Below are 21,466 nucleotides of genomic sequence, written 5' to 3'. Positions count from 1 at the left end.
TTGACCTGCAAAAACGCAGGCAGGGAGCCTACTGTGGGAGTACCCCGATGATGCGTACCATGTTCAAGTCCAAGATCCACCGTGCCACCGTCACCCAGGCCGACCTGCACTACGTCGGCTCGGTGACCGTCGACGCCGATCTGCTGGACGCCGCCGATCTGCTGCCCGGTGAGCTGGTGCACATCGTGGACATCACCAACGGGGCCCGGCTGGAGACCTACGTCATCGAGGGCGAGCGGGGCTCCGGCGTGGTCGGGATCAACGGGGCCGCGGCTCATCTCGTCCACCCCGGCGACCTGGTGATCCTCATCAGCTATGCCCAGGTCACCGACGCCGAGGCACGCTCGCTGCGGCCGCGGGTCGTGCACGTGGACGGCGGCAACCGTATCGTCGCCCTGGGCGCCGACGCGTCCGAGCCGGTGCCCGGGTCGGACCAGGAGCGCAGCCCGCAGGCCGCGTCGGCCTGACGTACTGATCCCGCGGGACGAGGAGCGTGGCCGTGAGCGACATCGAGATCCGCGACGACCGGGCCGCGGACCGCCTGGAGGCGCTCGGGGCCGGCGAGGCCGTCGGCCGCATCGAGTACTTCGTCCTGGACGCCCCCGAGCGGGCCCTCGTCCCCGTCCACACGATCGTCGAACCGGCCCACGAGGGCCAGGGCGTCGCCGGCTCGCTGACGCGCGAGCTGTACGCCCTCGCGCGGCGCGAGGGCGTCGTCGTCGCCCCGTTGTGCCCCTACGTCGTGAAGTGGGCCGAGCGCCACCCGGACGAGGCTCCCGCCGCCGACCCGGAGCTGCTGCGCGCGGCTCGGGAGTGGCTCGTGGCGCACCCCGGGCGATTCTGAGCCCGGGAGGGGGAGTACGCGTGCTGGCACTGCTGCACACCTCGCCCGTACACGTCCCGGTCTTCGACGCCCTGCGTGACACCGCGCACCCGGGCCTCGAACTGCGTCATCACGTGGACGCCGGGCTGCTGGACCGGGCGCGCCGCGAAGGACCCGACGCGGTGAGCGGAGCCGTCCTCGGCGTGCTGCGGCGGGCCGTCGCCGAGGGGGCGCGGGCCGTACTGTGCACCTGCTCGACGATCGGCGCCGTCGCCGAGGCCGCCGCAGACGACGCGGGCGTGCCGGTGCTGCGGGTCGACCGTCCGATGGCCGCCGCCGCGGTCGCCGCCGGTCCGCGCGTCGTTGTCCTCGCCGCGCTGGAGAGCACCCTCGCCCCGACGACGGCACTGATCGAGGAGGAGGCCCGGCGCGCCGGCCGCTCCGTGGCCGTGCGCACCCCTCTGGTCGACGGTGCCTGGCCGCGGTTCGAGGCCGGCGACACCGACGGCTACCTGCGGCTCGTCGCCGAGGCCGCCGACACCGTGACCGGTGCGGATGTGATCGTCCTGGCCCAGGCATCCATGGCGCCGGCCCGGGACTCGGTCGACACCCGCGTCCCGGTGCTGGCCGGGCCCGCGTCGGGACTGGCCGCCGGTGCGGTCGCGGCGGGCCTGGGCCACCTGGGCCCGGCCGTTCATGCGGGGGAGTGAGTGGGGAGGCGGCCCTCGGGTAGGCGGGGGACAAGTCCAGAGCCGACGTCGACCGACTGGCCGGAGGACACCACCATGACGAACCCATATCCGGACCCCGTCCCGCCAGGACCCACGCCGGGGCCGCCCCCAGGTCCGGACCCGGATCCCCCGCAGCCGAACCCCCTGACACCACCGCCTCCTGGTCCGGACCCGGATCCTCCGCAGCCGAATCCGCTGACGCCGCCGCCTCCTGGTCCGGACCCGGATCCTCCGCAGCCGAACCCCCTGACGCCGCCGCCCCCCGGTCCGGAACCCACCCCTCCGCCCGCGCCCCCGGGCCCCGGCCCGGAACCCACGCCCCAGCCCCCGGGCCCCGGCCCGCAGCCGACACCCCAGCCCCCGGGACCGGGCCCGCAACCTCCGGGACCGGGCCCGCAACCCCCCGGCCCCGGCCCGCAGCCCACCCCGCCGCCCCCGGGACCGCCCGAGCCCTCGCCGTCACCGATCCCGCCGGGACCGGAACCGCTGCCCAACCCGGAGCCGGGACCACCGCTCACCTGATCCACGGCCTCGGCCACGGCCCACGGCCACGGGTGTGAACCAACTCCACGGCGGGCGGCGAGCCTCAGCGCAGCCCGTCGCCCGCCGCGGCCCGCCCTCGCTACGCGGTGACCTCCGACCGGTCCCCGCCCCACAGGGTGTGGAACGCGCCGTCCCGGTCCGTCCTGCGGTACGTGTGCGCCCCGAAGAAGTCCCGCTGCCCCTGCGTCAGCGCGGCCGGCAGCCGCTCCGCGCGCAGGGCGTCGTAGTAGGCGAGGGCCGCGCCGAACCCGGGCGTGGGTACGCCCTGCCGGGTCGCGGCGACCAGGACCTCGCGCCAGTCGTCCTGCGCGGCGGCGATCTCCTGCGCGAAGGTCTCGTCGGACAGCAGGCTCGGCAGGTCCGGCCGGGTGTCGTACGCGGCGCGGATGCGGTCCAGGAAGGCCGCGCGGATGATGCAGCCGCCGCGCCAGATCGCGGAGACCGCGCCGAGGTCGATGTTCCAGTCGTACTCCTCGCTGCCCGCCGCGATCTCGTGGAAGCCCTGCGTGTACGACACGATCTTCGACGCGTAGAGCGCCTGCTCCACCCGGTCGGCGAAGGCACCCGCCTCCGCCTCGCTCAGCGCCGACGCCTTCGGGCCCGCCAGCCCGCGCGAGGCGTCCCGCAGCGCCGCGTGCCCCGACAGGGAACGGGCGAAGACGGCCTCCGCGATGCCGGACACCGGCACACCCAGGTCGAGCGCGATCTGCACCGTCCAGCGGCCCGTGCCCTTCTGCTCCGCCTGGTCGACCACCACGTCCACGAACGGCTTGCCCGTCTCCGCGTCCACGTGGGACAGCACCTCGGCCGTGATCTCGATCAGGTACGAGTCCAGCCGTCCGGTGTTCCAGGTGCGGAAGATGTCGGCGATCTGCGCGGGGGAGTAGCCGGCGACATCGCGCAGCAGTTGGTAGGCCTCGCCGATCAGCTGCATGTCGGCGTACTCGATGCCGTTGTGCACCATCTTCACGAAGTGGCCGGCGCCGTCGGGGCCGACATGCGTCACGCAGGGCGAACCGTCCGCCGCCTTCGCGGAGATCTTCTCCAGCATCGGGCCGAGCGAGTCGTACGACTCCTTCGAGCCGCCCGGCATGATGCTCGGGCCGTTCAGCGCGCCCTCCTCACCGCCCGAGATGCCGGTGCCCACGAAGTGGATGCCCTGCTCGCGCAGCTCGCGTTCCCGGCGCCGGGTGTCCGCGAAGTGCGCGTTGCCCCCGTCGATGATCATGTCGCCCGGCTCCAGCAGCGGGGCGAACTCCTGGATCACCGCGTCGGTCGGGTCGCCGGCCTTCACCATGATCACCAAGCGCCGTGGCCGCTCCAGCGCCGCCACGAACTCCTTGGCGGTCTCGGTCTCGACGAAGTCGCCCTCGCTCCCGAACTCCTTCACCAGCGCGTGGGTGCGCGACGCCGTCCGGTTGTGCACCGCGACCGTGTAGCCGTTGCGGGCGAAGTTGCGGGCGAGGTTGCGGCCCATGACCGCGAGACCCGTGACGCCGATCTGCGCTGTAGTGCTCATTGGGTTGGCTCCTAATGACCTTGGTGTCCGTGGTGCCCTGTATCCGTGGTGCCGGTGTACGCGGCGGCTGTGCTCGTGGTGACCCGTGACCGTGCTGCCGGCCTGCCCGCCAGTATCGCCGCTCGACCATCCTGACGTGCCGGTTCACCGGTCGCACTTTCTGCCCCGGCGGACTCCAGTACGCACGGAAGGGCCCAGGTGCCTCAGCGGGCGGGCGGACCGTTTGGGCAACGCCCACCCGTTCTCCGCCACTTGCCGTGACCAACAGGCCGATTGCCGTCTTGTCATGGCCTGTTCGCGGCGCTTACTTTTGCCCCTCGTGACGCAATGTCGAGGGGGACCTCCATGGCCGTACGCGGCCGGCACCGCCGGTATCAGCCGAACAGGATCAACCGCGCCTCACTGACCGTCACCGCGGGCGGCGCGGGACTGGCTCTCCCGCTCATCGGTACCGGCACGGCCCACGCGGCCGACGTGGAGACCTGGAACAAGGTCGCCGCCTGCGAGTCCACCAGCAACTGGGACATCAACACCGGCAACGGCTACTACGGCGGCCTGCAGTTCACCCAGTCCACCTGGGCGGCCTTCGGCGGCACCCGCTACGCCCCGCGCGCCGACCTGGCCACCAAGGACCAGCAGATCGCCGTCGCCGAGAAGGTGCTGGACGGACAGGGCCCCGGCGCCTGGCCGGTGTGCTCGCAGCGGGCCGGACTGACCCGGGGCGGCGGGACGCCCGACATCCGGCCGGACGGCAAGTCCGCCGGCACACCCACCGTGAAGGCGGCCGAGAAGCCCGCCGTGAAGTCCACGGGCGGGTCCGCCGGGAAGTCCGGTTCCGGTTCCGGTTCCGTAAAGGATGTCCAGCCCCAGACCACGCCGCAGTCCCGGGCCGGCAAGGCCCGGATGTACACGGTGGTCACCGGCGACACCCTCTCCGGCATCGCCGACACCGAGCGGGTCCGGGGCGGCTGGCAGCGTCTGTACGAGGCCAACCGGGACCGGATCGGAACGGACCCCGACCTGATCCTGCCGGGTCAGCGCCTGTCCGTGCGCGGCGAGGGAAGCGCCACGGCCTCCCGCAGCGAGTCGAGGACGGCCAAGCCCCAGCAGAAGCAGCAGCAGAAGAAGCCGCAGGAGCCGAAGAAGCAGCCGAAGAAGTCCTCCTCCGACAGCGGCAGGGCCACCACGCACCAGACGGTCGTCGCCCCTGTCGACGCCTCCACCGGCACGCCCTACCACCAGGCGGGTTCCTCCTGGTCCAAGGGCTACCACACCGGCGTCGACTTCCCCGTCGTCACCGGCACCTCGGTCAAGTCGGTCGCGGCCGGCCGGGTCGTCAGCGCCGGCTGGGGCGGATCCTACGGATACCAGGTGGTGGTCCGGCACAACGACGGCCGCTACTCCCAGTACGCACACCTCTCGGCGATCTCCGTCAAGAACGGTCAGTCGGTGGCCGTCGGCCAGCGCATCGGCCGCTCGGGTGCCACCGGCAACGTCACCGGCCCGCACCTGCACTTCGAGGTGCGGACGGGGCCCGACTTCGGTTCCGACGTTCGACCCGCTGGCGTATCTGCGGGCGGGCGGCGTCAAGATCTGATCCGGACCCGGTGCGGGCCGATCACGGGCGGCGGGACGAACGGACCGCCGTGGAACGGGCCGAAGCAGGGCGGCGAACCCACGCCCTCCGCCGGCCCCCGGGCCTCGTACGCCTCCTCGGCGGGGGCGGTGTCCGGGGCCGGCGGTGAGGACACGAGGAGCCTGTCGGCCGGCGGGACGACGGCTGCGCCCCGCCGCTCCTCGCCCCCGCCCGGCACCCGCGCCTCCTCGACCTGCACCGATTCGCCCCGCACCGATGCGACCGGCCCCGCCGCAACACCCGCCACCGCAACCGCAACCGACGTGACCGGTCCGGACTCGACCAGCCCCGGCGCGACCGGCTCCGCCCCGACCGGCTCCGCCCCGACCGGCTCCGCCCCGACCGGCCCGGCCGCGATCGGCTCGGCCTCGGCCGGCACCGCCGGGGTCCCGGCCACCGCCGCCGACCCGCTCACCGCGCCTGCCCCCGCCCCGACCCCCGCCGACACACCCCCGGTCGCCTCCCGCGCGATCCGTTCCGTCGTGAGCAGGATCAGTCCGCCCGCGGCCAACACACCGCAGCTCAGGGCCAGTGCCGTACCGGTGGTGCCGTAACGGAAGCTCTCGCCGAACATCGTGATGCCGACCACCGCGGCCACCACCGGGTTCACGACCGTCAGCGTGGCCAGCGGGGCCGCGAGACCGGCGCCCCGGTAGGAGGCCTGCGACAGGACCATGCCCGCCGTGGCCAGTACGCCGATCACGGCCAGGGACGGCAGGTCGGCGGCCGACACGCCGCCGGCCCAGTCGACCGCCACCGTCTTGGTGAAGACCGAGGACATGCCGAAGGCTATGCCGGACGCCGTCGCCAGCAGGATGCTGCGGACCGCCGGGTGCCGGTGCGCGGCCCGTCCCGCGACCATCAGCGCCACGACCACACCGCCGGTGACGACGGCCGCCCCGACCCGCTGCGCCGTGGTGAGCGACTGCGCGTGGGAGGCGGCGACCAGGGACAGCAGGCCGGCCAGACCGACCGTCGCCATGACCGCGCCCCGCCAGGCCGTCGCGCCGGCCCTGCGGCCCACGAACAGCGCCGCCATGGGCAGGGCGAACACGATGGTGAGCGCGCCGAGCGGCTGCACCAGGCTCAGCGGGCCGAGGGCGAGGGCCACCACGTGCAGCAGCCCGCCGAGAGCGTTGAGCGCGACCGCCGCCCACCAGCCGGGCCGGCGCAGCGGGGCGTACTGGGCGGCGGGGGAGGACGCCGCGACCCGCTCCTGCACGATCGCCCCGCCCGCGTACGCCACGGCGGAGACGAGCGACAGCAGCACGGACAACGCGAGGGCGCTCATCGGCTGCTCCTCTGCGTGAGGCGGGGGCGCTGGGCCCGGCGCGGCGAAGGGTCGTCTTCCATCGACAACACAATGCCGTCCCAGGGGCTTCCCGTCGTCGTCCCTGAGCATTCATTGGGTCCTACTACCGATGGAGTACGACGGCCCCGCCCTACTCCCCAGGGTGGGGTGCTCCAGAGCCATCCCCCTGTTCCCAGCCCCCGAACGCCTTGGTATCACTGGTCCCCGTGGACCTCGACCCCGCCCTCCGCGCCCTCCGCCCGCTCGGCGGCTTCTTCGCCCTGCACACGTCGCGGCCGACGCCGCCCCGGTCGCTGCCCACCCTCGCGCACGCCCACACAAGCGCTCGCCCACAGACCCGTACACACGGCCACGCACACGGCCACCCACACGCTCACGCACCGGGACACGCGGACGCGGCGGCGGACGTTCACCCCGCGGTCGGGGACGACCCGCTGGCCTTCCGCGTCCGGAAGGTCGCCACCGCCCTGCGCACGCCCGAGGCCCGGGTCGCCGCCTCCGTGGCCCACCAGGGACTCGCCGCCCGCCTGTGGTCGGTGACGCTGGGCTGCGCCGCCCTCTGCGCAAGCGTCCCCGACCTCGCGCCGCGCCTGCTGCACTGGGACCCCGACGCCACCGCCCCCGACGACCTGTGGCTCGCCGAGCTGCACCCCCTGCCCGGCGACACCGGCACCGTCGCGGACGTGGTGCTCACCGCCCACCTGGTGCCCCTGACGGCGGCCGTGCACACCCGGTACCGTGTCGCGACCGGGCTGCTGTGGGGCAACGCCGCCTCCGCGCTTGCCGGAGCCGCCCGGGAACTGGACCGCTGGGCGCGCAGCCACGGCCGTACGGACACCGCCGCCCGCGCCCGGTCCCTGACCGCCGGGCTGCTCGCCCACCCCCTGCTCGCCGGGACCGGCACCCTCACCGGCACGGCCTTCCGGCGCCGCAGCTGCTGCCTGTACTACCGGGTGCCCGGCGCCGGGGTCTGCGGCGACTGCTGCTTTCCCCGGCCGCCGGGTTCCGCGTGATCCGGCGATCTCCGGCCCCGCGCTCTTCCCCAGGCGGCCGGTCTGGGTGACCATGAGGGAAACGGCCGACAGGACGGGAGGTTCCGGGTGCGTGTGGGACTGCTGACCCGGGAGTACCCCCCGGACGTGTACGGCGGCGCCGGTGTCCACGTCGAGTTCCTCGCCCGGGAACTCGCCCGCCTCGTCGACCTCGACGTGCACTGCTGGGGCGAGGGCCGCGCCGACGGCGTGCTGCGCCACCGCTCCTGGCCCGCGCTCGACGGCGCCAACGACGCGCTGCGCACCTTCTCCGTGGACCTCGCCATGACCGCCGCCCTCGAAGGCCGCGAACTGGTCCACTCCCACACCTGGTACGCCAACCTCGGCGGCCACCTCGCCAAGCTCCTGTACGGCGTCCCGCACGTGATGACCGCCCACTCCCTGGAGCCCCTGCGCCCCTGGAAGGCCGAGCAGCTCGGCGGCGGATACGCGCTGTCGAGCTGGGCCGAGCGCACCGCGGTGGAGTCGGCCGACGCGGTGGTCGCCGTCTCCGGCGCCATGCGTGAGGACATCCTCGGCTGCTACCCGGCGCTCGACCCCTCCAGGGTCCACGTCGTGCACAACGGCATCGACACCGCCCTCTACCGGCCCGACCACGGCACGGACGCGCTGGACCGGATCGGCCTGGACCGCTCCCGCCCCTACGTCCTGTTCGTCGGCCGCATCACCCGGCAGAAGGGCGTGCCCCACCTGCTGCGCGCCGTGCGGGGCATCGACCCGGCCGCGCAGGTCGTGCTGTGCGCGGGCGCCCCGGACACCCCCGAGATCGACCGCGAGTTCCGTGACCTCTTCGCCGAACTGAGCCGTGCCCGCGAGGGCGTGCACTGGATCCCGCGCATGCTGCCGCGGCCCGAGGTGATCCAGTTGCTGACCCATGCCGCCGTCTTCGTGTGCCCCTCCGTCTACGAGCCCCTCGGCATCGTCAATCTGGAGGCGATGGCCTGCGGGACCCCGGTCGTCGCCTCCAGGACCGGCGGGATCCCCGAGGTCGTGGCGGACGGTGAAACCGGGGTACTCGTCTCCGGGACGGACGGCGCGGACGACGACTTCGAGGCGGGGCTCGCGCGGGCCCTGGACTCCGTCCTGGGCGACCCCGCGGGCGCACGGCGGATGGGAGAGGCGGGCCGGGAGCGGGCGGTGGACGAGTTCGGCTGGGACGCGGTCGCCCGCCGCACGGTGCGGCTCTACGAGGAGATCCTGAAGCGGACATAGGCGGCCCCGACCTGGGGCGGCCGAGGGTGGACGAGGGTGAGGGGAGCGGCCATGCGTCGTGGAGGTCCTTCGGTGCTCGGGATCGTGCTGGCGGGCGGAGAGGGCAAGCGCCTGATGCCCCTGACCGCGGACCGCGCCAAACCCGCGGTCACCTTCGGCGGCACCTACCGGCTCGTCGACTTCGTCCTGTCCAACCTGGTCAACGGCGACATCCTGCGCATCTGCGTCCTCACTCAGTACAAGTCGCACTCCCTGGACCGGCACATCACCACCACCTGGCGGATGTCCAGCCTGCTCGGCAACTACGTCACCCCCGTCCCCGCCCAGCAGCGCCTCGGCCCGCGCTGGTACCTGGGCAGCGCCGACGCGATCCTCCAGTCGTTGAACCTGGTGCACGACGAACGGCCCGAGTATGTCGCCGTCTTCGGCGCCGACCACGTGTACCGGATGGACCCGCGGCACATGCTCACCCAGCACATCGAGTCCGGCGCGGGCGTCACCGTCGCCGGGATACGGGTCCCGCGCGCCGAGTCGCCGTCCTTCGGTGTGATCACCCCGGGCTCCGACGGGCAGACGGTCACCGGCTTCCTGGAGAAGCCCGCCGACCCGCCCGGACTGGCCGACGACCCCGAGTGCGTCTTCGCCTCGATGGGCAACTACGTCTTCACCACCAAGGCCCTCGTCGAGGCCCTGCAACGCGACGCGGAGGACACGGACTCCGTGCACGACATGGGCGGTTCGATCCTGCCCGGACTCACCGACCGGGGCGAGGTCGCGCTGTACGACTTCAGCGCCAACCACGTGCCGGGGGAGACCACCCGGGACCAGGGGTACTGGCGGGACGTGGGCACCCTCGACGCCTACTACGACGCCCACATGGACCTGATCGCCGAGCGGCCCGCGTTCAACCTCTACAACCGCGACTGGCCGATCTACACCCACTCCACCCAGCTCTCGCCGGCCCGCTTCAACGCCGGCGGCATCGCCAGCGAGTCGATCATCAGCGCGGGCTGCCTGATCCGCGGCCAGGTCACCCGGTCCGTGCTCTCGCCGGGCGTGGTGGTCGACCCGGGCGCGGTCGTGCAGGGTTCGGTGCTGCACGACAATGTGCACGTCGGCCGGGGCGCGGTGGTGCGCGGGGCGGTGCTGGACAAGAACGTGGACGTACCGCCGGGCGCGACGATCGGCGTCAACCCGGAGCGGGACGCCGAGTTGTACACGGTTTCCAAGGGCGGCGTGATCGCGCTGGGCAAGGGGCAACGGGTGCCGTGACGGGCCGCGTGCCGGCCGGGAGGGGCGGGGCCCGCGGGGCGGACGCGGGATACGGGCGAAGCACCTGGGGCTGTTGTCATGTCCCTGGACGCCCGACGGAATCCATGTTGTCATGCCTCTGCTGTTACATCGATGTATGACATCGATGTCCTGAGCCATCAGCCACCACCCGTTCTCGAGGAGAGGGTCAGTGCGCACCAAACGACTCAGAGACCGACTGGCACTACTGCTCGCCGCCGCGCTCGGCGTCGCGGGACTCGCCGCCGTGCCGAGCGCGAACGCGGCCGACGCCGCCGCGGAGATCCACGGCCTGAAGGGCGAGTACTACACGCACTCCGCGCCCGGCGCCTTCGACTTCCACGAGCTGAAGGCCACCGGCTTCGACCCGCAGGTCGACTTCGACACCCTGGAGCCGCGGCTCGCCTTCGCCACCGGGCAGTCGGACGACGTCAGCGTCCGCTGGACCGGCAAGCTGGTCCCGGAGAAGACCGGCGCCCACACCTTCTCGATCATCGGCGACAACGGCTTCCGCCTCTGGATCGGCGGCCGGCTCGCCATCGACCACTGGGTCGACGACTGGGACGTGGAACAGAGCGCCGAGCCCATCGAGTTGACGGCGGGTCAGTCGTACGACATCAAGCTGGAGTACTTCGAGCACTACGGCGGCTCCAATCTCCACCTGCGCTGGACCGAGCCGGGCGGCAGCAAGGTGCCGGTCCCGCAGTCGGCGTTCCGCCTGCCCGACGGCTTCGACTACAACGGCGCGACGTCGACCACCGTCGAGGCCACCGGCCGTACCCTCCGGCTCGACTTCGCCGCCCCCCTCGCCGCGGCCCCGGCCGGCCTCGCCGACCATCTCGAAGCGGTGATCGGCGGCGCCGCCTGGCCCCTGGGCGGGGCCGAGGTCGACCCCGCCGACCCCAGCGCCCTGCTCGTCGCCCTGGACGAACCCGTCGTCGGCAACAAGAACGGCGACGCCCCCGGCACCGCGGACCTCCGCTACGACGGCGAGGGCGGCCTCGAAGACGCCGAAGGCAACGTTGTCAACGCCTTCTGGAGCAGCGGCGGCAACCGGTCCACCCACGAGCTGCGCACCGACTGGGCCGACGAGGTGGGACCGGACAACGCCCTCCCCGAGTACCCGCGCCCGCAGTTGACCCGCGACGCCTGGCGGAACCTGAACGGCCGCTGGCAGTTCGCCGCGGCCGAGGCCGGCGAGCAGCCGCCGGTCGGCAAGGACCTGGCGGAGCGCATCCTCGTCCCGTACCCGGTGGAGTCCCAGCTCTCCGGCCTCCAGCGGCACGAGGACCGCATGTGGTACCGCCGCACCTTCACCGTGCCCCGCGACTGGCACATCGGCTCCGGACAGCGGCTGAAGCTCAACTTCGGCGCCGTCGACTGGCAGTCCGAGGTGTACGTCAACGGCACCAGGGTCGCCGAACACAAGGGCGGATACGACAAGTTCAGCGCCGACATCACCGACGCGCTGAAGCCGGGCAGCAGCCAGGAGCTGATCGTCGGTGTCTACGACCCGACCGACGCGGCGAACGGCGAGAACCCGCCGGTGGGCAAGCAGCGCCTCGACCCGAGCGGCATCTGGTACACGCCCAGCTCCGGCATCTGGCAGACCGTCTGGATGGAGCCGGTCGCCCGGGACCACGTCGAGTCCCTCAAGCTCACCCCGCACCTCGGCCCGGACGCGGACACGGGCACCCTGACCGTCCAGGCGCAGGGCGTGCGCGACGGCGTACGGATCAGCGCGACGGCGTACGCCGGAAAGCGTCAGGTCGCCACGGTGAGCGGACGCACCGGCGAGCCGCTGACCCTGCAAATCCGCGACCCGCGCCTGTGGTCGCCCGACGACCCGTTCCTGTACGACCTGAAGGTGGCCGTCGGCTCCGACCGCGTCCAGAGCTACTTCGGGATGCGCTCCATCGCCGTCGAGAAGGTCGACGGCGTGCCGCGCACGGTCCTCAACGGCGCGCCCGTCTTCATGATGGCCACCCTCGACCAGGGCTTCTGGCCGGACGGTCTGCACACCGCCCCCACCGACGAGGCCCTCGCCCACGACCTGAAGCTGCACAAGCAGCTCGGCTTCAACTCCGTGCGCAAGCACATCAAGGTCGAGCCCGACCGCTGGTTCTACTGGGCCGACCGGCTGGGCCTGCTGGTGTGGCAGGACATGCCGGCGATGACCGCCGGGGTGAACCCGTCCGCCGCGGCCCGTGCCGAGTACGAGCGCGAGATGAAGGAGATGATCGACGAACACATCAGCCACCCCTCGATCATCATGTGGGTCACCTTCAACGAGGGCTGGGGCCAGTACGACGTCGGCCGCGTCGCCGAGCAGGCCAAGGCCTGGGACCCGACCCGCCTGGTCAACAACCAGTCGGGCCTGAACCTCGGGGCCGACGGCGGCGCCGGCGACATCATGGACGAGCACGGCTATCCCAGCCCCGCCCTGCCGCCCGCCCCGGACGGCGAACGCGCCCAGGTCACCGGCGAGTACGGCGGTCTCGGCCTCGCGGTGCCCGGACACGCCTGGTCCGTGCAGCAGTCGTACGTCGATGTCGACCCGCAGACGTACACCGACGACTACCTCACCAAGCTCGACGAGGTCCACGCGCTGGCCTGCCGCGGCAGCAACGGCGCCGTCTACACCCAGATCTCGGACGTTCGAGGGCGAGTTGAACGGCCTGACCACCTACGACCGCAAGGTACTGAAGCCGGATGTCGAGCGGGTGAGGGCCGCCCACGAGGCACTCATCCACGACGCGTCCCAGCCCACCCCCGCGGGATGCCCGGCCAGTTGAGCACCCGCACGTCGTCCCGCGGGACATCCCGCACGACACGGCAGACCCTCCGGAGGTCACCGCACATGAGAGGCACCCGGCGTCTGCGCCTGTGCGTGGCCGGGGTGGTGGCAGCGTCCGCGCTGTTCACCGCCCCGGCGGCGCAGGCCGCTCCGACGACCGACCAGCACCTGACCGACCTGGTGAACCCCTTCATCGGGACGGAGAACGAGGGCAACACCTACCCCGGCGCGGCCGTGCCCTTCGGCATGGTGCAGTTCTCGCCGGACACCGGCCACAACACCGGCTACGACCACTCCGACACCCATGTCCGCGGCTTCTCCCTGGTCCATCTCTCCGGGGTCGGCTGCGGCCTCGGCGGCGACCTGCCGGTGCTGCCGACCACCGGCGAGGTCACCGAGACGGACTACGCGAAGTACGCCGCGTCCTTCAGCCACGACGACGAGGAGGCGAGCCCCGGCTACTACCGGGTCGGCCTCGACTCCGGCGTCGGCGCGGAGCTGACGGCCACCGAGCGTACCGGGGTGCAGCGCTACACCTTCCCGGCCACCGACAAGGCCAACGTCCTGCTCAACGCGGGCCAGTCGCTGCACAAGAAGGTCTCGACGAAGGTCGAGGTCCTGGACAGCCGGACCGTGCGCACCGCGATCACCGGCAGCGGCTTCTGCCAGGACACCGAGCCCTACACCGTCTACACGATCACCCGCTTCGACCGGCCCTTCGCCTCCTGGGGCACCTGGGACGACGGCACGGTGACCGCCGGTGCGAAGACGGGCGGCGACGGCGCCTACGTCCGCTTCGACACGACGAAGGACCGCACCGTCGAGGCGACCACCGCCCTGTCCTACGTGGACGCGCGCGGCGCCGCGCTCAACCTCCGTGCCGAGGGCGGCCGTTCCTTCGACACCGTGCGCCACACGGCACGGCGGACATGGGAGAACCGCCTCGGCGACGTGCGCGTCCGGGGCGGCGACGACACCCTGCGCCGCACCTTCTACTCCTCCCTGTACCGGTCCTTCCTCGCCCCCAACATCGGCAGCGACGTGGACGGCCGCTACACCGGCTGGGACCAGCGCACCCACCGGGCCGAGGGCTTCACGTACTACCAGAACTGGTCCCTGTGGGACACCTACCGCACCCAGTCCCAACTGCTCGCCCTGCTCGCGCCCCGCGAGGCCCGGGACATGGCCATCTCCGTCGTCAAAATCGACGAGGAGAGCGGCCGGCTGCCCAAGTGGGGCTACGGCACCGTCGAGACCAACATCATGACCGGTGACCCGGTCACCCCCTTCCTCACCAACGCCTACCAGCAGGGCCTGCTGCACGGCTGGGAGGAGCGGGCCTACCGGGCGCTGCGCAAGAACGCCGACTCGGTCCCGCCTGCCGACTCGCCGGCCGTCGGCCGGGAGGCCAACCGCGAGTACCTCGCCGACGGCTTCGCCCCGTACATCGCGGGCCGCCCGCACGCCAAGCCCGGCGACTCCGACTACGACCACGGCGCCTCCGCCACCCTGGAGTACGCCCTGTCCGACGCGATGCTCTCCCGGATGGCACGCGACCTCGGCCACGACGAGGACGCCGAGCGGTACGCCGGCCGGGCCCGCAGCTACCGCAACGTCTTCGACCCCTCGACCGGCTTCTTCCGCGCCCGCGACGCCTCCGGTGCCTTCACCGGACCCGCCGACCCGGCGCAGAGCGAGGGCTTCCACGAGGGCACCGCCTGGCAGTACCAGTGGCTCGTGCCGCACGACCTGCCCGGCATGATCGACCTCATCGGCGGCACCGAGGCGGCCAACGACCGGCTCGACTCGTTCTTCGCCTACGACCGGCTCGTCGAGGACCCGGCGAAGACCGCCCGCGAGGTGTGGGTCAACGGGCCGTACGACTACTACAACGCCGACAAGTACAACCCGCAGAACGAGCCCGACCTGATCGCCCCGTACACCTACCTGTCGACCGGGCAGCCCTGGAAGACGACCGACGTGGTGCACGCGGCGCTCACCCTGTTCACGGACACGCCGACCGGCATGACCGGCAACGACGACCTCGGGACCATGTCCGCCTGGAACGTGCTCTCCTCGATCGGGATCTTCCCGATCCAGCCCGGCTACGACACCTGGGGCCTGTCCACGCCCGTCTTCGACCGCGTCGACCTGGCCCTGGACCGCCGCTACTACCCGCGCGGCGCCCTGACCATCACGGCGCCCGGCACCTCGGACTCCGACCGCTACGTCCAGTCCGCCCGCACCGACGGCACGGCCTACGCCCGCACCTATCTGACGACCGACGCCCTGCGCTCCATTCGGTCGATCGGCTTCACGGTCGGCCCGCAGCCGTCCGGGTGGGGAACCTCCGAGGAGGCGGCGCCGCCACCGCTGACCTGAGCACAGGCGCCCCATGGGCCTGCGCGGTCCCGCCCCTCCACAAGGGGCGGGACTTTAACCTGCTGTTAACTGTGCGTAGCTTGATCGTACTTGACCGTAATCGGTGGTGAGCGATTGACTGCTTGTCCACTCACCGTCCATGCGAGGCACGCCCTTGACTGCCGATCCGCTCGCCCCCCTCGACCTGGCGTTCTGGAACATCGAGTCCGCCGAGCACCCCATGCACCTCGGCGCGCTCGGGGTCTTCGAGGCCGGTTCGCCCACCGCGGGCGCCCACGCGGCGGACCTGCTCGCGGCCCGCGCCCCCGCGGTGCCCGGACTGCGGATGCGGATCCGGGACACCTGGCAGCCGCCGCTCGCCCTGCTCAAACCGTTCTCCTTCGGCGGCGCCACCCGCGAGCCCGACCCCGGCTTCGACCCGCTCGACCATGTCCGGCTGCACGCCCCGACGACACACTTCCACGCTCGCGCGGGCCGCCTCATGGAACGGCCCCTGGAGCGCGGCCGGCCGCCGTGGGAGGCGCATGTGCTGCCCGGCGCCGACGGTGCCGCCTTCGCCGTGCTGTTCAAGTTCCACCACGCCCTGGCCGACGGTCTGCGGGCGCTGACCCTCGCCGCGGGCATCCTCGACCCGATGGACCTGCCCGCGCCCCGGCCCCGCCCCGCCCGGGAACCCCGGCGCGCGGTCCTGCCGGACGTGCGCACACTGCCGGGCCGGGTGCGCGGCGCCCTGTCCGACGCGGGCCGCGCCCTCGACATCGGTGCCGCCGCGGCGCTGTCCACCCTCGACGTGCGCTCCTCGGCCGCGCTCACCGCCGAATCCTCCGGCAGCCGCCGCATCGCCGGAGTCGCCGTCGACCTCGACGACGTGCACCGGGTGCGCAAGACCGTCGGCGGCACCGTCAACGACGTCCTGATCGCGGTCGTCGCCGGGGCCCTGCGCCGCTGGCTGGACGAGCGCGGCGACGGCAGCGAGGGCGTCGCGCCCCGCGCGCTGATCCCCGTCGCCAAGCGCCGCCCGCGCACCGCCCACCCCCAGGGCAACCGGCTCTCCGGCTATCTGACCCGGCTGCCGGTCGGCGACCCCGACCCGCTGTCCAGGCTCGGCACGGTCCGCGCCGCCATGGACCGCAACAAGGACGCCGGACCCGGCCGCGGCGCCGGTGCCGTAGCCCTGCTCGCCGACCACGTGCCGGCCCTCGGCCACCGGCTCGGCGGGCCCCTGGTCGGGCAGGCCGCCCGGCTCTGGTTCGACATCCTGGTCACCAGCGTGCCGCTGCCCAGCCTCGGCCTGCGGCTCGGCGGCCACCCGCTCACCGAGGTCTACCCGCTGGCGCCGCTGGCCCGCGGCCACTCCCTGGCGGTGGCCGTCTCGACGTATCGCGGACAGGTCCACTACGGCCTGGTCGCCGACGCGAAGGCCGTGCCGGACCTGGACCGGTTCGCCGTGGCCCTGGCGCAGGAGGTGGAGACATTGCTCACCGCCTGCGGTTCCTGAGCGGGACGGGTTTGGCTCCGTGCCCCGACGCTGAATAAAATCCGCTGTTCGAAAGCGGACGCGTCTCGGAGCGCCGCGGGTGACCAGGGAAGCGGCAGCGGCGATGACGGTGACACAGGACGGTTCGGCGACCACGGACGAGGTGACCGCCTCCGCGTACGGCCCCGGTATCGACCCGGAGCGGCTCGCCGTCTGCCTCTCGGTGCTTGAGGAACTCGACGGGCTGGAGGTCGACCACCCCGACGCGATCCGGGTCCGCCGGGCCACCTCGCACATCTACCGCATGGTCAAGCAGCGCCGCCGCCAGGAGCGCCGGGCCGCCAAGACCGCCCACGACAAGGCGGTCACCGAGGCGACGGCCACCGGGTCCGCCGAGCGCATCGACGACGAGACGGAGGGCCTGCTGCCCTCCCCCCGTACCGAGGAGGGGCGGATCGCGGGGATACTCCAGCGCCCGCGCTCCTGCTACATCTGCAAGCAGCGCTACACCGAGGTCGACTACTTCTACCACCAGCTCTGCCAGCAGTGCGCCGCCGAGAACCGGGCCCGCCGCGAAGCCCGCGCCGACCTCGGCGGCAAGCGCGCGCTGCTCACCGGCGGCCGGGCCAAGATCGGCATGTACATCGCGCTGCGGCTGCTGCGCGACGGCGCCCACACCACGATCACGACCCGCTTCCCCAAGGACGCCATCCGCCGCTTCAAGGCCATGGACGACTCCGCGCAGTGGATCCACCGCCTGGAGGTCGTCGGCCTCGACCTGCGCGACCCGGCCCAGGCCGTGGCCCTGGCCGACCAGGTCACCGCGCGGGGCCCGCTCGACATCCTGATCAACAACGCCACCCAGACCGTGCGCCGCCTGCCCTCCGCGTACGCCGCGCTCGTCGAGGGCGAGAGCGCCCCGCTGCCGGCCGGTGAACTGCCCGCCCACCACGTCATCGGCGCCTTCGGCTCCGGTGCGGTGGACGCACTGGCGGCGCTGCCCGCCGGCGCCTCGGGGCTCGACGCGCAGCAGGTGGCCGACCTCGCCCTGGTCGCCGGCAACGCCAGCGTCGTACGGCACCGTGAGGGCACCGCCATCGACGCGGGCGGCCTGGTCCCCGATGTCGTCGACAGCAACACCTGGGTGCAGAGCATCGAGCAGATCTCCCCGGTGGAACTGCTGGAGACCCAGCTGTGCAACTACACGTCGCCGTTCATCCTCATCAGCAAGCTGCGTCCGGCGATGGCCGAGGCCGCGCGCAGGGCGCCCGCGGGCCGCGCCTACGTCGTCAACGTCTCGGCGATGGAGGGCGTGTTCGCCCGCGGCTACAAGGGCGCGGGCCACCCGAACACCAACGCGGCCAAGGCCGCCATGAACATGGTGACGCGGACCAGTGCCCAGGAGATGTTCGACACCGACGGCATCCTGATGACCTCGGTGGACACCGGCTGGATCACCGACGAGCGCCCCCACTACGACAAGCTGCGCCTCGCCGAGGCCGGCTTCCACGCCCCCCTCGACCTGATCGACGGCGCGGCCCGCGTCTACGACCCGATCGTGCGGGGCGAGCAGGGCGAGGACCTGTACGGCGTCTTCCTCAAGGACTACGCGCCGGGCAACTGGTGACGGGCACAACACCGGGCCGCCGTCGCCGGCGGTCAACAGCGGTCATCGGCCGGTGAGTCGGCCCGGCGCCGGCTCAGTCGACGGCGCCCAGCCGCGCGTTGCGGGCCGCCGTCAGCTCCAGCACCGTACGCCAGTCCTCCAGGACCCCCGCGTCGAAGACGGCGGTGCGGGCCTCCTCCTCCGCCAGGCACAGGCTGACCAGGTCGTCGTCGTGGACCCGGCCCTCCGCACCGGCGTGCCGGCGCAGCAGACGGGCGACGCGGGCGCCGAGCAGCGGGCGCACCGCGTCGGCGGTCCGGCCGGCCGGACCGCCGGGCCACAGCAGCCGGCCCACGGGCGAGACCAGGCCGGCGACCTGGAGTTCCTTGTCGGCCGGGCGGCGCCTGCGCAGCAGCGCGGCGGTCCGCAGCGCGTGCTCGTGCAGGTCCACGGGCCCGCCGTCGTGCTCCGCGGCGGGCCGTTCGCCCCGGCAGGCGTACAGCAGGTCCATCAGCTCCTCGACGCTGCGCAGTTCCATGCCTCGGTCCTCCCACGAGACAGCCGTTGCCGACGGGCAGCAGACCATGGCGAGCTTGCGCCGCAGCCAACGGCGACTGAACTGCGCGACCCGTCGCCGGCGGTATTCGAAGGCGCGGTCGGCGATATAGGCCGAACGGGTGAGCTGCATGTGGTGCGCAAGCGGATGAACCGGGGCAGACTCGGGCCAACTGCGCATGGGTGAAAGGGCAATGGTTCCGCCATGTTTTGAGCCCCATAGAGCGCACCCCCGCTCATTTGGTTAGTCTGGAGCGGACGGACGGCAGTACAGGGCACTACCCACACCCATGGTCCGTCATGGGACAAGCCGGTTCACAACGGCCTGCTCTCGCACGAGTGACCGGCGCCACCGCGTCCGAGCAGCATTCGACTCACACCCGAGCGGGCGCCTGGTGCCGGACAGGAGACTGGCCGACAGGCCCCGAGGGTGACCCGACACATAAGGAGTGCGCGGTGACACCGGAGACGACGACGAATCCAGAACAACGCCCCAAGGAACGCACCCAGCGTGCGGGCCGCCGACCCGGAGAGATCGGCAGCCTCGACGTGTGGGCGCGCTCCGCCCCCATCCGCCTCGCGGGCTACGAGGAAGACCTCGCCGAGCCCCACATCCTGCCCAGCGTGGACTGACCCGCGGCACCGAGGGACGCGTGGGCGTGCGAGACTCACGCCCATGCCGATCAGGGAAGCCACGTCCGAGGACTGGCCGCGCATCTGGCCCTTCTGGCATCGCATCGTCGCGGCCGGCGAGAGCTACACCTGGGACCCGCACACCGGCGAGGCGGACGCCCGGACCCTGTGGATGAACCCCGCCAAGCGCGTCTACGTCGCCGAGGACGAGACCGGCACCGTCGTCGCCTCCGCCTATCTCACCCCGAACTACGGCGGCCCCGCCGCCCGCATCGCCAACGCCGGATTCATGGTCGACCCCGACCGGGCGGGACGCGGCACCGGCCGGGCCCTCGCCGAACACGTCCTGGCCGCCGCCCGAGCCGACGGATACCGGGGCATGGTCTTCAACGCCGTCGTCGAGACCAACCCGGCGGTGCGGCTGTGGACCTTGCTCGGCTTCACGATCCTGGGCACGGTGCCGGACGCCTTCGACCACCCGCGGCACGGGCGGGTCGGCCTGCACATCATGTACCGGGCGCTGTAGGACCCGCCCTTTAGAGCAGCGGGGCCGTCCGCCGCCAGGGCCGCAGCGCCTCGATCCGCTCCGCCAGCTCCAGCAGCGCCGCCTCCGACCCCGGCCGCCCCACCAGCTGTACGGCACCGGGAGCGCCCGAGGGCAGCGTGCCCAGCGGCACCACCAGCGCCGGCCGGCCGGTCAGGTTCCACGGCGGGGTGAAGGGCGAGTACGCCGAGTCGGCCACCACGTTGCGCAGCCAGCCCCGCTCGTGCCAGGGCCCCGCCTTGGGGGAGCGGCGGGCCGGCGCCGGCGTGAGCAGCACGTCGTACTCGGCGAAGAACGGCTCCAGGCGTCCACGCAGCGCTTGACGCCCCTCGCCGGTCGCCACCCCGCGCACGAAGCGCCGTCCGAGGGCCGCGTGCACCCGTGTACGCCTGGCCAGCAGCCGCCGGTCCAGTCCGCGCGCGTCCACCGCGGTGCCGGCCGTCCAGTGGGTCAGGGCGGTCAGGCCCAGCGACGCCGGATAGGGCGGGTCGGCCCGCCGTACCTGGTGCCCCGCCCTCATCAGCACCCCGGCCGCCTCGCGGACGGCGTCCGCGTACGGGCGGGAGGCGCGGACGCCGGCGAGCGGGCTGCGCGGGGAGACGGCGATCCGGAGGGCAGCGGTGTCCGTACGGCGCGGGGGCCCGCCGTCCGTGAGGTCGTCCGCGAGGACCGCCAGCATCAGGCGCGCGTCCTCGACCGTCGTGGCCAGCGGCCCGTTCTCGGCCATGCCGAACCAGTCGCCCTCGCCGATGCCGGCCGGCACCACGCCGTGGCCCGGCTTGATCGTGACCAGACCGCAGTTGGCCGCCGGGATGCGCAGCGAGCCCATGCCGTCGTTGCCGAGCGCGAGCGGGATCATCCCGGCGGCCACCGCCGCCGCGCCGCCGCCCGACGAACCGCCCGCCGAGCGCTCGGTGTCCCACGGGTTGCGGGCGGTGCCGTGCACGCCCTCGGTGGTGGCGAACACACACAGCTCGGGCACGTTGGTCAGCCCCACCACCACCGCGCCGGCCGCCCGCAGCCGGGCCACGGTGACGTGGTCCGCCCCGGCGGGCGTGTCGGGCGTCGCGGCGGAGCCGTTGCGGGTGGACTCGCCGCGCACCGCGAGATTGTCCTTGACCGCCACCGGCACGCCGGCCAGCGGCAGTCGGGCCAGATCGCCCCGGGCGCCCAGCTCCTCGGCCTCGGCGAGCGCCGCCGCGGACCGCACGACGCGAAAGGCGCCGACGCGGCCGTCCAGCCGCTCGACGCGGGCCAGATGCGCCGCCACCACCTCACGGGGCGTGACCCGCTTCTCGCGCACGGCGGCGGCGATCTCGACGGCGGTCCGTCCGGCCCAGTCGGTCACGGGGGC

At 73.1% G+C, this 21,466-nt stretch carries 15 protein-coding genes and 2 pseudogenes; 13 read left to right on the top strand and 4 right to left on the bottom strand.

The annotated features are described in order from the left end of the window. Window positions 1-47 precede the first annotated feature (47 nt). The 3 genes from panD to AC4IHM_RS02575 are packed head-to-tail and all read left to right on the top strand — an operon-like array spanning window position 48 to window position 1,533. On the top strand, window positions 48-467 hold the full coding sequence (panD, locus tag AC4IHM_RS02585) for an aspartate 1-decarboxylase (RefSeq protein ID WP_490865451.1): 420 nt from the start codon (window positions 48-50) through the stop codon (window positions 465-467). 32 nt (window positions 468-499) lie between these two features. Further along, the gene (locus AC4IHM_RS02580; protein WP_490865450.1) at window positions 500-844 is read left to right on the top strand and encodes a GNAT family N-acetyltransferase; all 345 of its coding nucleotides are present in this window, start codon (window positions 500-502) and stop codon (window positions 842-844) included. Between the two features lie 20 nt (window positions 845-864). Then, complete coding sequence (locus AC4IHM_RS02575) at window positions 865-1,533, top strand: aspartate/glutamate racemase family protein (RefSeq protein WP_490865449.1); 669 nt, start codon at window positions 865-867, stop codon at window positions 1,531-1,533. A 643-nt stretch (window positions 1,534-2,176) separates the two neighbouring features. Here the strand turns inward: AC4IHM_RS02575 and gnd are convergent. After that, window positions 2,177-3,616, bottom strand: coding sequence for an NADP-dependent phosphogluconate dehydrogenase (gnd, locus tag AC4IHM_RS02570; RefSeq protein ID WP_490865448.1), 1,440 nt, complete (start codon window positions 3,614-3,616; stop codon window positions 2,177-2,179). A 345-nt stretch (window positions 3,617-3,961) separates the two neighbouring features. On the opposite strand from gnd, the gene AC4IHM_RS02565 reads away from it, so the two are divergent. Then, window positions 3,962-5,806 (top strand): transglycosylase family protein, encoded by a 1,845-nt coding sequence (locus AC4IHM_RS02565; RefSeq protein WP_490865447.1) that lies wholly within the window; start codon window positions 3,962-3,964, stop codon window positions 5,804-5,806. A 14-nt stretch (window positions 5,807-5,820) separates the two neighbouring features. On the opposite strand, the pseudogene AC4IHM_RS02560 reads toward AC4IHM_RS02565, so the two are convergent. Next, a pseudogene (locus AC4IHM_RS02560) lies at window positions 5,821-6,543 on the bottom strand (DMT family transporter); the annotation flags it as partial. Between the two features lie 227 nt (window positions 6,544-6,770). On the opposite strand from AC4IHM_RS02560, the gene AC4IHM_RS02555 reads away from it, so the two are divergent. The 7 genes and pseudogenes from AC4IHM_RS02555 (at window position 6,771) to AC4IHM_RS02525 (ending at window position 18,401) form a co-directional block, all read left to right on the top strand. Then, the gene (locus AC4IHM_RS02555; RefSeq protein ID WP_490865446.1) at window positions 6,771-7,577 is read left to right on the top strand and encodes a (2Fe-2S)-binding protein; all 807 of its coding nucleotides are present in this window, start codon (window positions 6,771-6,773) and stop codon (window positions 7,575-7,577) included. Window positions 7,578-7,664: 87 nt separating this feature from the next. Continuing rightward, the gene (glgA, locus tag AC4IHM_RS02550) at window positions 7,665-8,828 is read left to right on the top strand and encodes a glycogen synthase (RefSeq protein WP_490865445.1); all 1,164 of its coding nucleotides are present in this window, start codon (window positions 7,665-7,667) and stop codon (window positions 8,826-8,828) included. A 51-nt stretch (window positions 8,829-8,879) separates the two neighbouring features. Then, on the top strand, window positions 8,880-10,100 hold the full coding sequence (glgC, locus tag AC4IHM_RS02545) for a glucose-1-phosphate adenylyltransferase (RefSeq protein ID WP_490865444.1): 1,221 nt from the start codon (window positions 8,880-8,882) through the stop codon (window positions 10,098-10,100). 190 nt (window positions 10,101-10,290) lie between these two features. After that, a pseudogene (locus AC4IHM_RS02540) lies at window positions 10,291-12,913 on the top strand (PA14 domain-containing protein). A 65-nt stretch (window positions 12,914-12,978) separates the two neighbouring features. Continuing rightward, a complete protein-coding gene (locus AC4IHM_RS02535) occupies window positions 12,979-15,297 on the top strand; it encodes a GH92 family glycosyl hydrolase (RefSeq protein WP_490865443.1) in 2,319 nt (772 codons plus the stop codon). A gap of 154 nt (window positions 15,298-15,451) precedes the next feature. Further along, window positions 15,452-16,795 carry a wax ester/triacylglycerol synthase family O-acyltransferase gene (locus AC4IHM_RS02530; protein ID WP_490865442.1) on the top strand — a complete coding sequence of 448 codons (1,344 nt, stop codon included), beginning with the start codon at window positions 15,452-15,454 and terminating at the stop codon, window positions 16,793-16,795. Window positions 16,796-16,898: 103 nt separating this feature from the next. After that, a complete protein-coding gene (locus AC4IHM_RS02525; protein ID WP_490865441.1) occupies window positions 16,899-18,401 on the top strand; it encodes an SDR family NAD(P)-dependent oxidoreductase in 1,503 nt (500 codons plus the stop codon). Window positions 18,402-18,474: 73 nt separating this feature from the next. On the opposite strand, the gene AC4IHM_RS02520 is transcribed toward AC4IHM_RS02525, so the two are convergent. After that, window positions 18,475-18,918 carry a hypothetical protein gene (locus AC4IHM_RS02520; protein ID WP_490865440.1) on the bottom strand — a complete coding sequence of 148 codons (444 nt, stop codon included), beginning with the start codon at window positions 18,916-18,918 and terminating at the stop codon, window positions 18,475-18,477. Window positions 18,919-19,391: 473 nt separating this feature from the next. On the opposite strand from AC4IHM_RS02520, the gene AC4IHM_RS02515 reads away from it, so the two are divergent. Together AC4IHM_RS02515 and AC4IHM_RS02510 are read left to right on the top strand one after the other, a co-directional pair. Further along, on the top strand, window positions 19,392-19,568 hold the full coding sequence (locus tag AC4IHM_RS02515; RefSeq protein ID WP_490865439.1) for a hypothetical protein: 177 nt from the start codon (window positions 19,392-19,394) through the stop codon (window positions 19,566-19,568). 43 nt (window positions 19,569-19,611) lie between these two features. Continuing rightward, the gene (locus AC4IHM_RS02510) at window positions 19,612-20,094 is read left to right on the top strand and encodes a GNAT family N-acetyltransferase (protein WP_490865438.1); all 483 of its coding nucleotides are present in this window, start codon (window positions 19,612-19,614) and stop codon (window positions 20,092-20,094) included. Between the two features lie 10 nt (window positions 20,095-20,104). Here the strand turns inward: AC4IHM_RS02510 and AC4IHM_RS02505 are convergent, their stop codons facing one another. Then, the gene (locus AC4IHM_RS02505) at window positions 20,105-21,460 is read right to left on the bottom strand and encodes an amidase (RefSeq protein ID WP_490865437.1); all 1,356 of its coding nucleotides are present in this window, start codon (window positions 21,458-21,460) and stop codon (window positions 20,105-20,107) included. Window positions 21,461-21,466 lie beyond the last annotated feature (6 nt).

The sequence above is a fragment of the Streptomyces sp. SL06 genome, from assembly GCF_058244745.1.
Note: the sequence above shows the minus strand (reverse complement) of the source record. Positions and strands in the feature narration are given on the sequence as shown.

Bases quoted from the DNA above. Each gene is read 5' to 3' on its own strand.
- AC4IHM_RS02520 (WP_490865440.1), bottom strand. From the start codon at position 18,918: ATGGAACTGCGCAGCGTCGAGGAGCTGATGGACCTGCTGTACGCCTGC.
- AC4IHM_RS02510 (WP_490865438.1), top strand. From the start codon at position 19,612: ATGCCGATCAGGGAAGCCACGTCCGAGGACTGGCCGCGCATCTGGCCC.
- gnd (WP_490865448.1), bottom strand. From the start codon at position 3,616: ATGAGCACTACAGCGCAGATCGGCGTCACGGGTCTCGCGGTCATGGGC.
- panD (WP_490865451.1), top strand. From the start codon at position 48: ATGATGCGTACCATGTTCAAGTCCAAGATCCACCGTGCCACCGTCACC.
- AC4IHM_RS02525 (WP_490865441.1), top strand. From the start codon at position 16,899: ATGACGGTGACACAGGACGGTTCGGCGACCACGGACGAGGTGACCGCC.
- glgC (WP_490865444.1), top strand. From the start codon at position 8,880: ATGCGTCGTGGAGGTCCTTCGGTGCTCGGGATCGTGCTGGCGGGCGGA.
- AC4IHM_RS02565 (WP_490865447.1), top strand. From the start codon at position 3,962: ATGGCCGTACGCGGCCGGCACCGCCGGTATCAGCCGAACAGGATCAAC.
- AC4IHM_RS02535 (WP_490865443.1), top strand. From the start codon at position 12,979: ATGAGAGGCACCCGGCGTCTGCGCCTGTGCGTGGCCGGGGTGGTGGCA.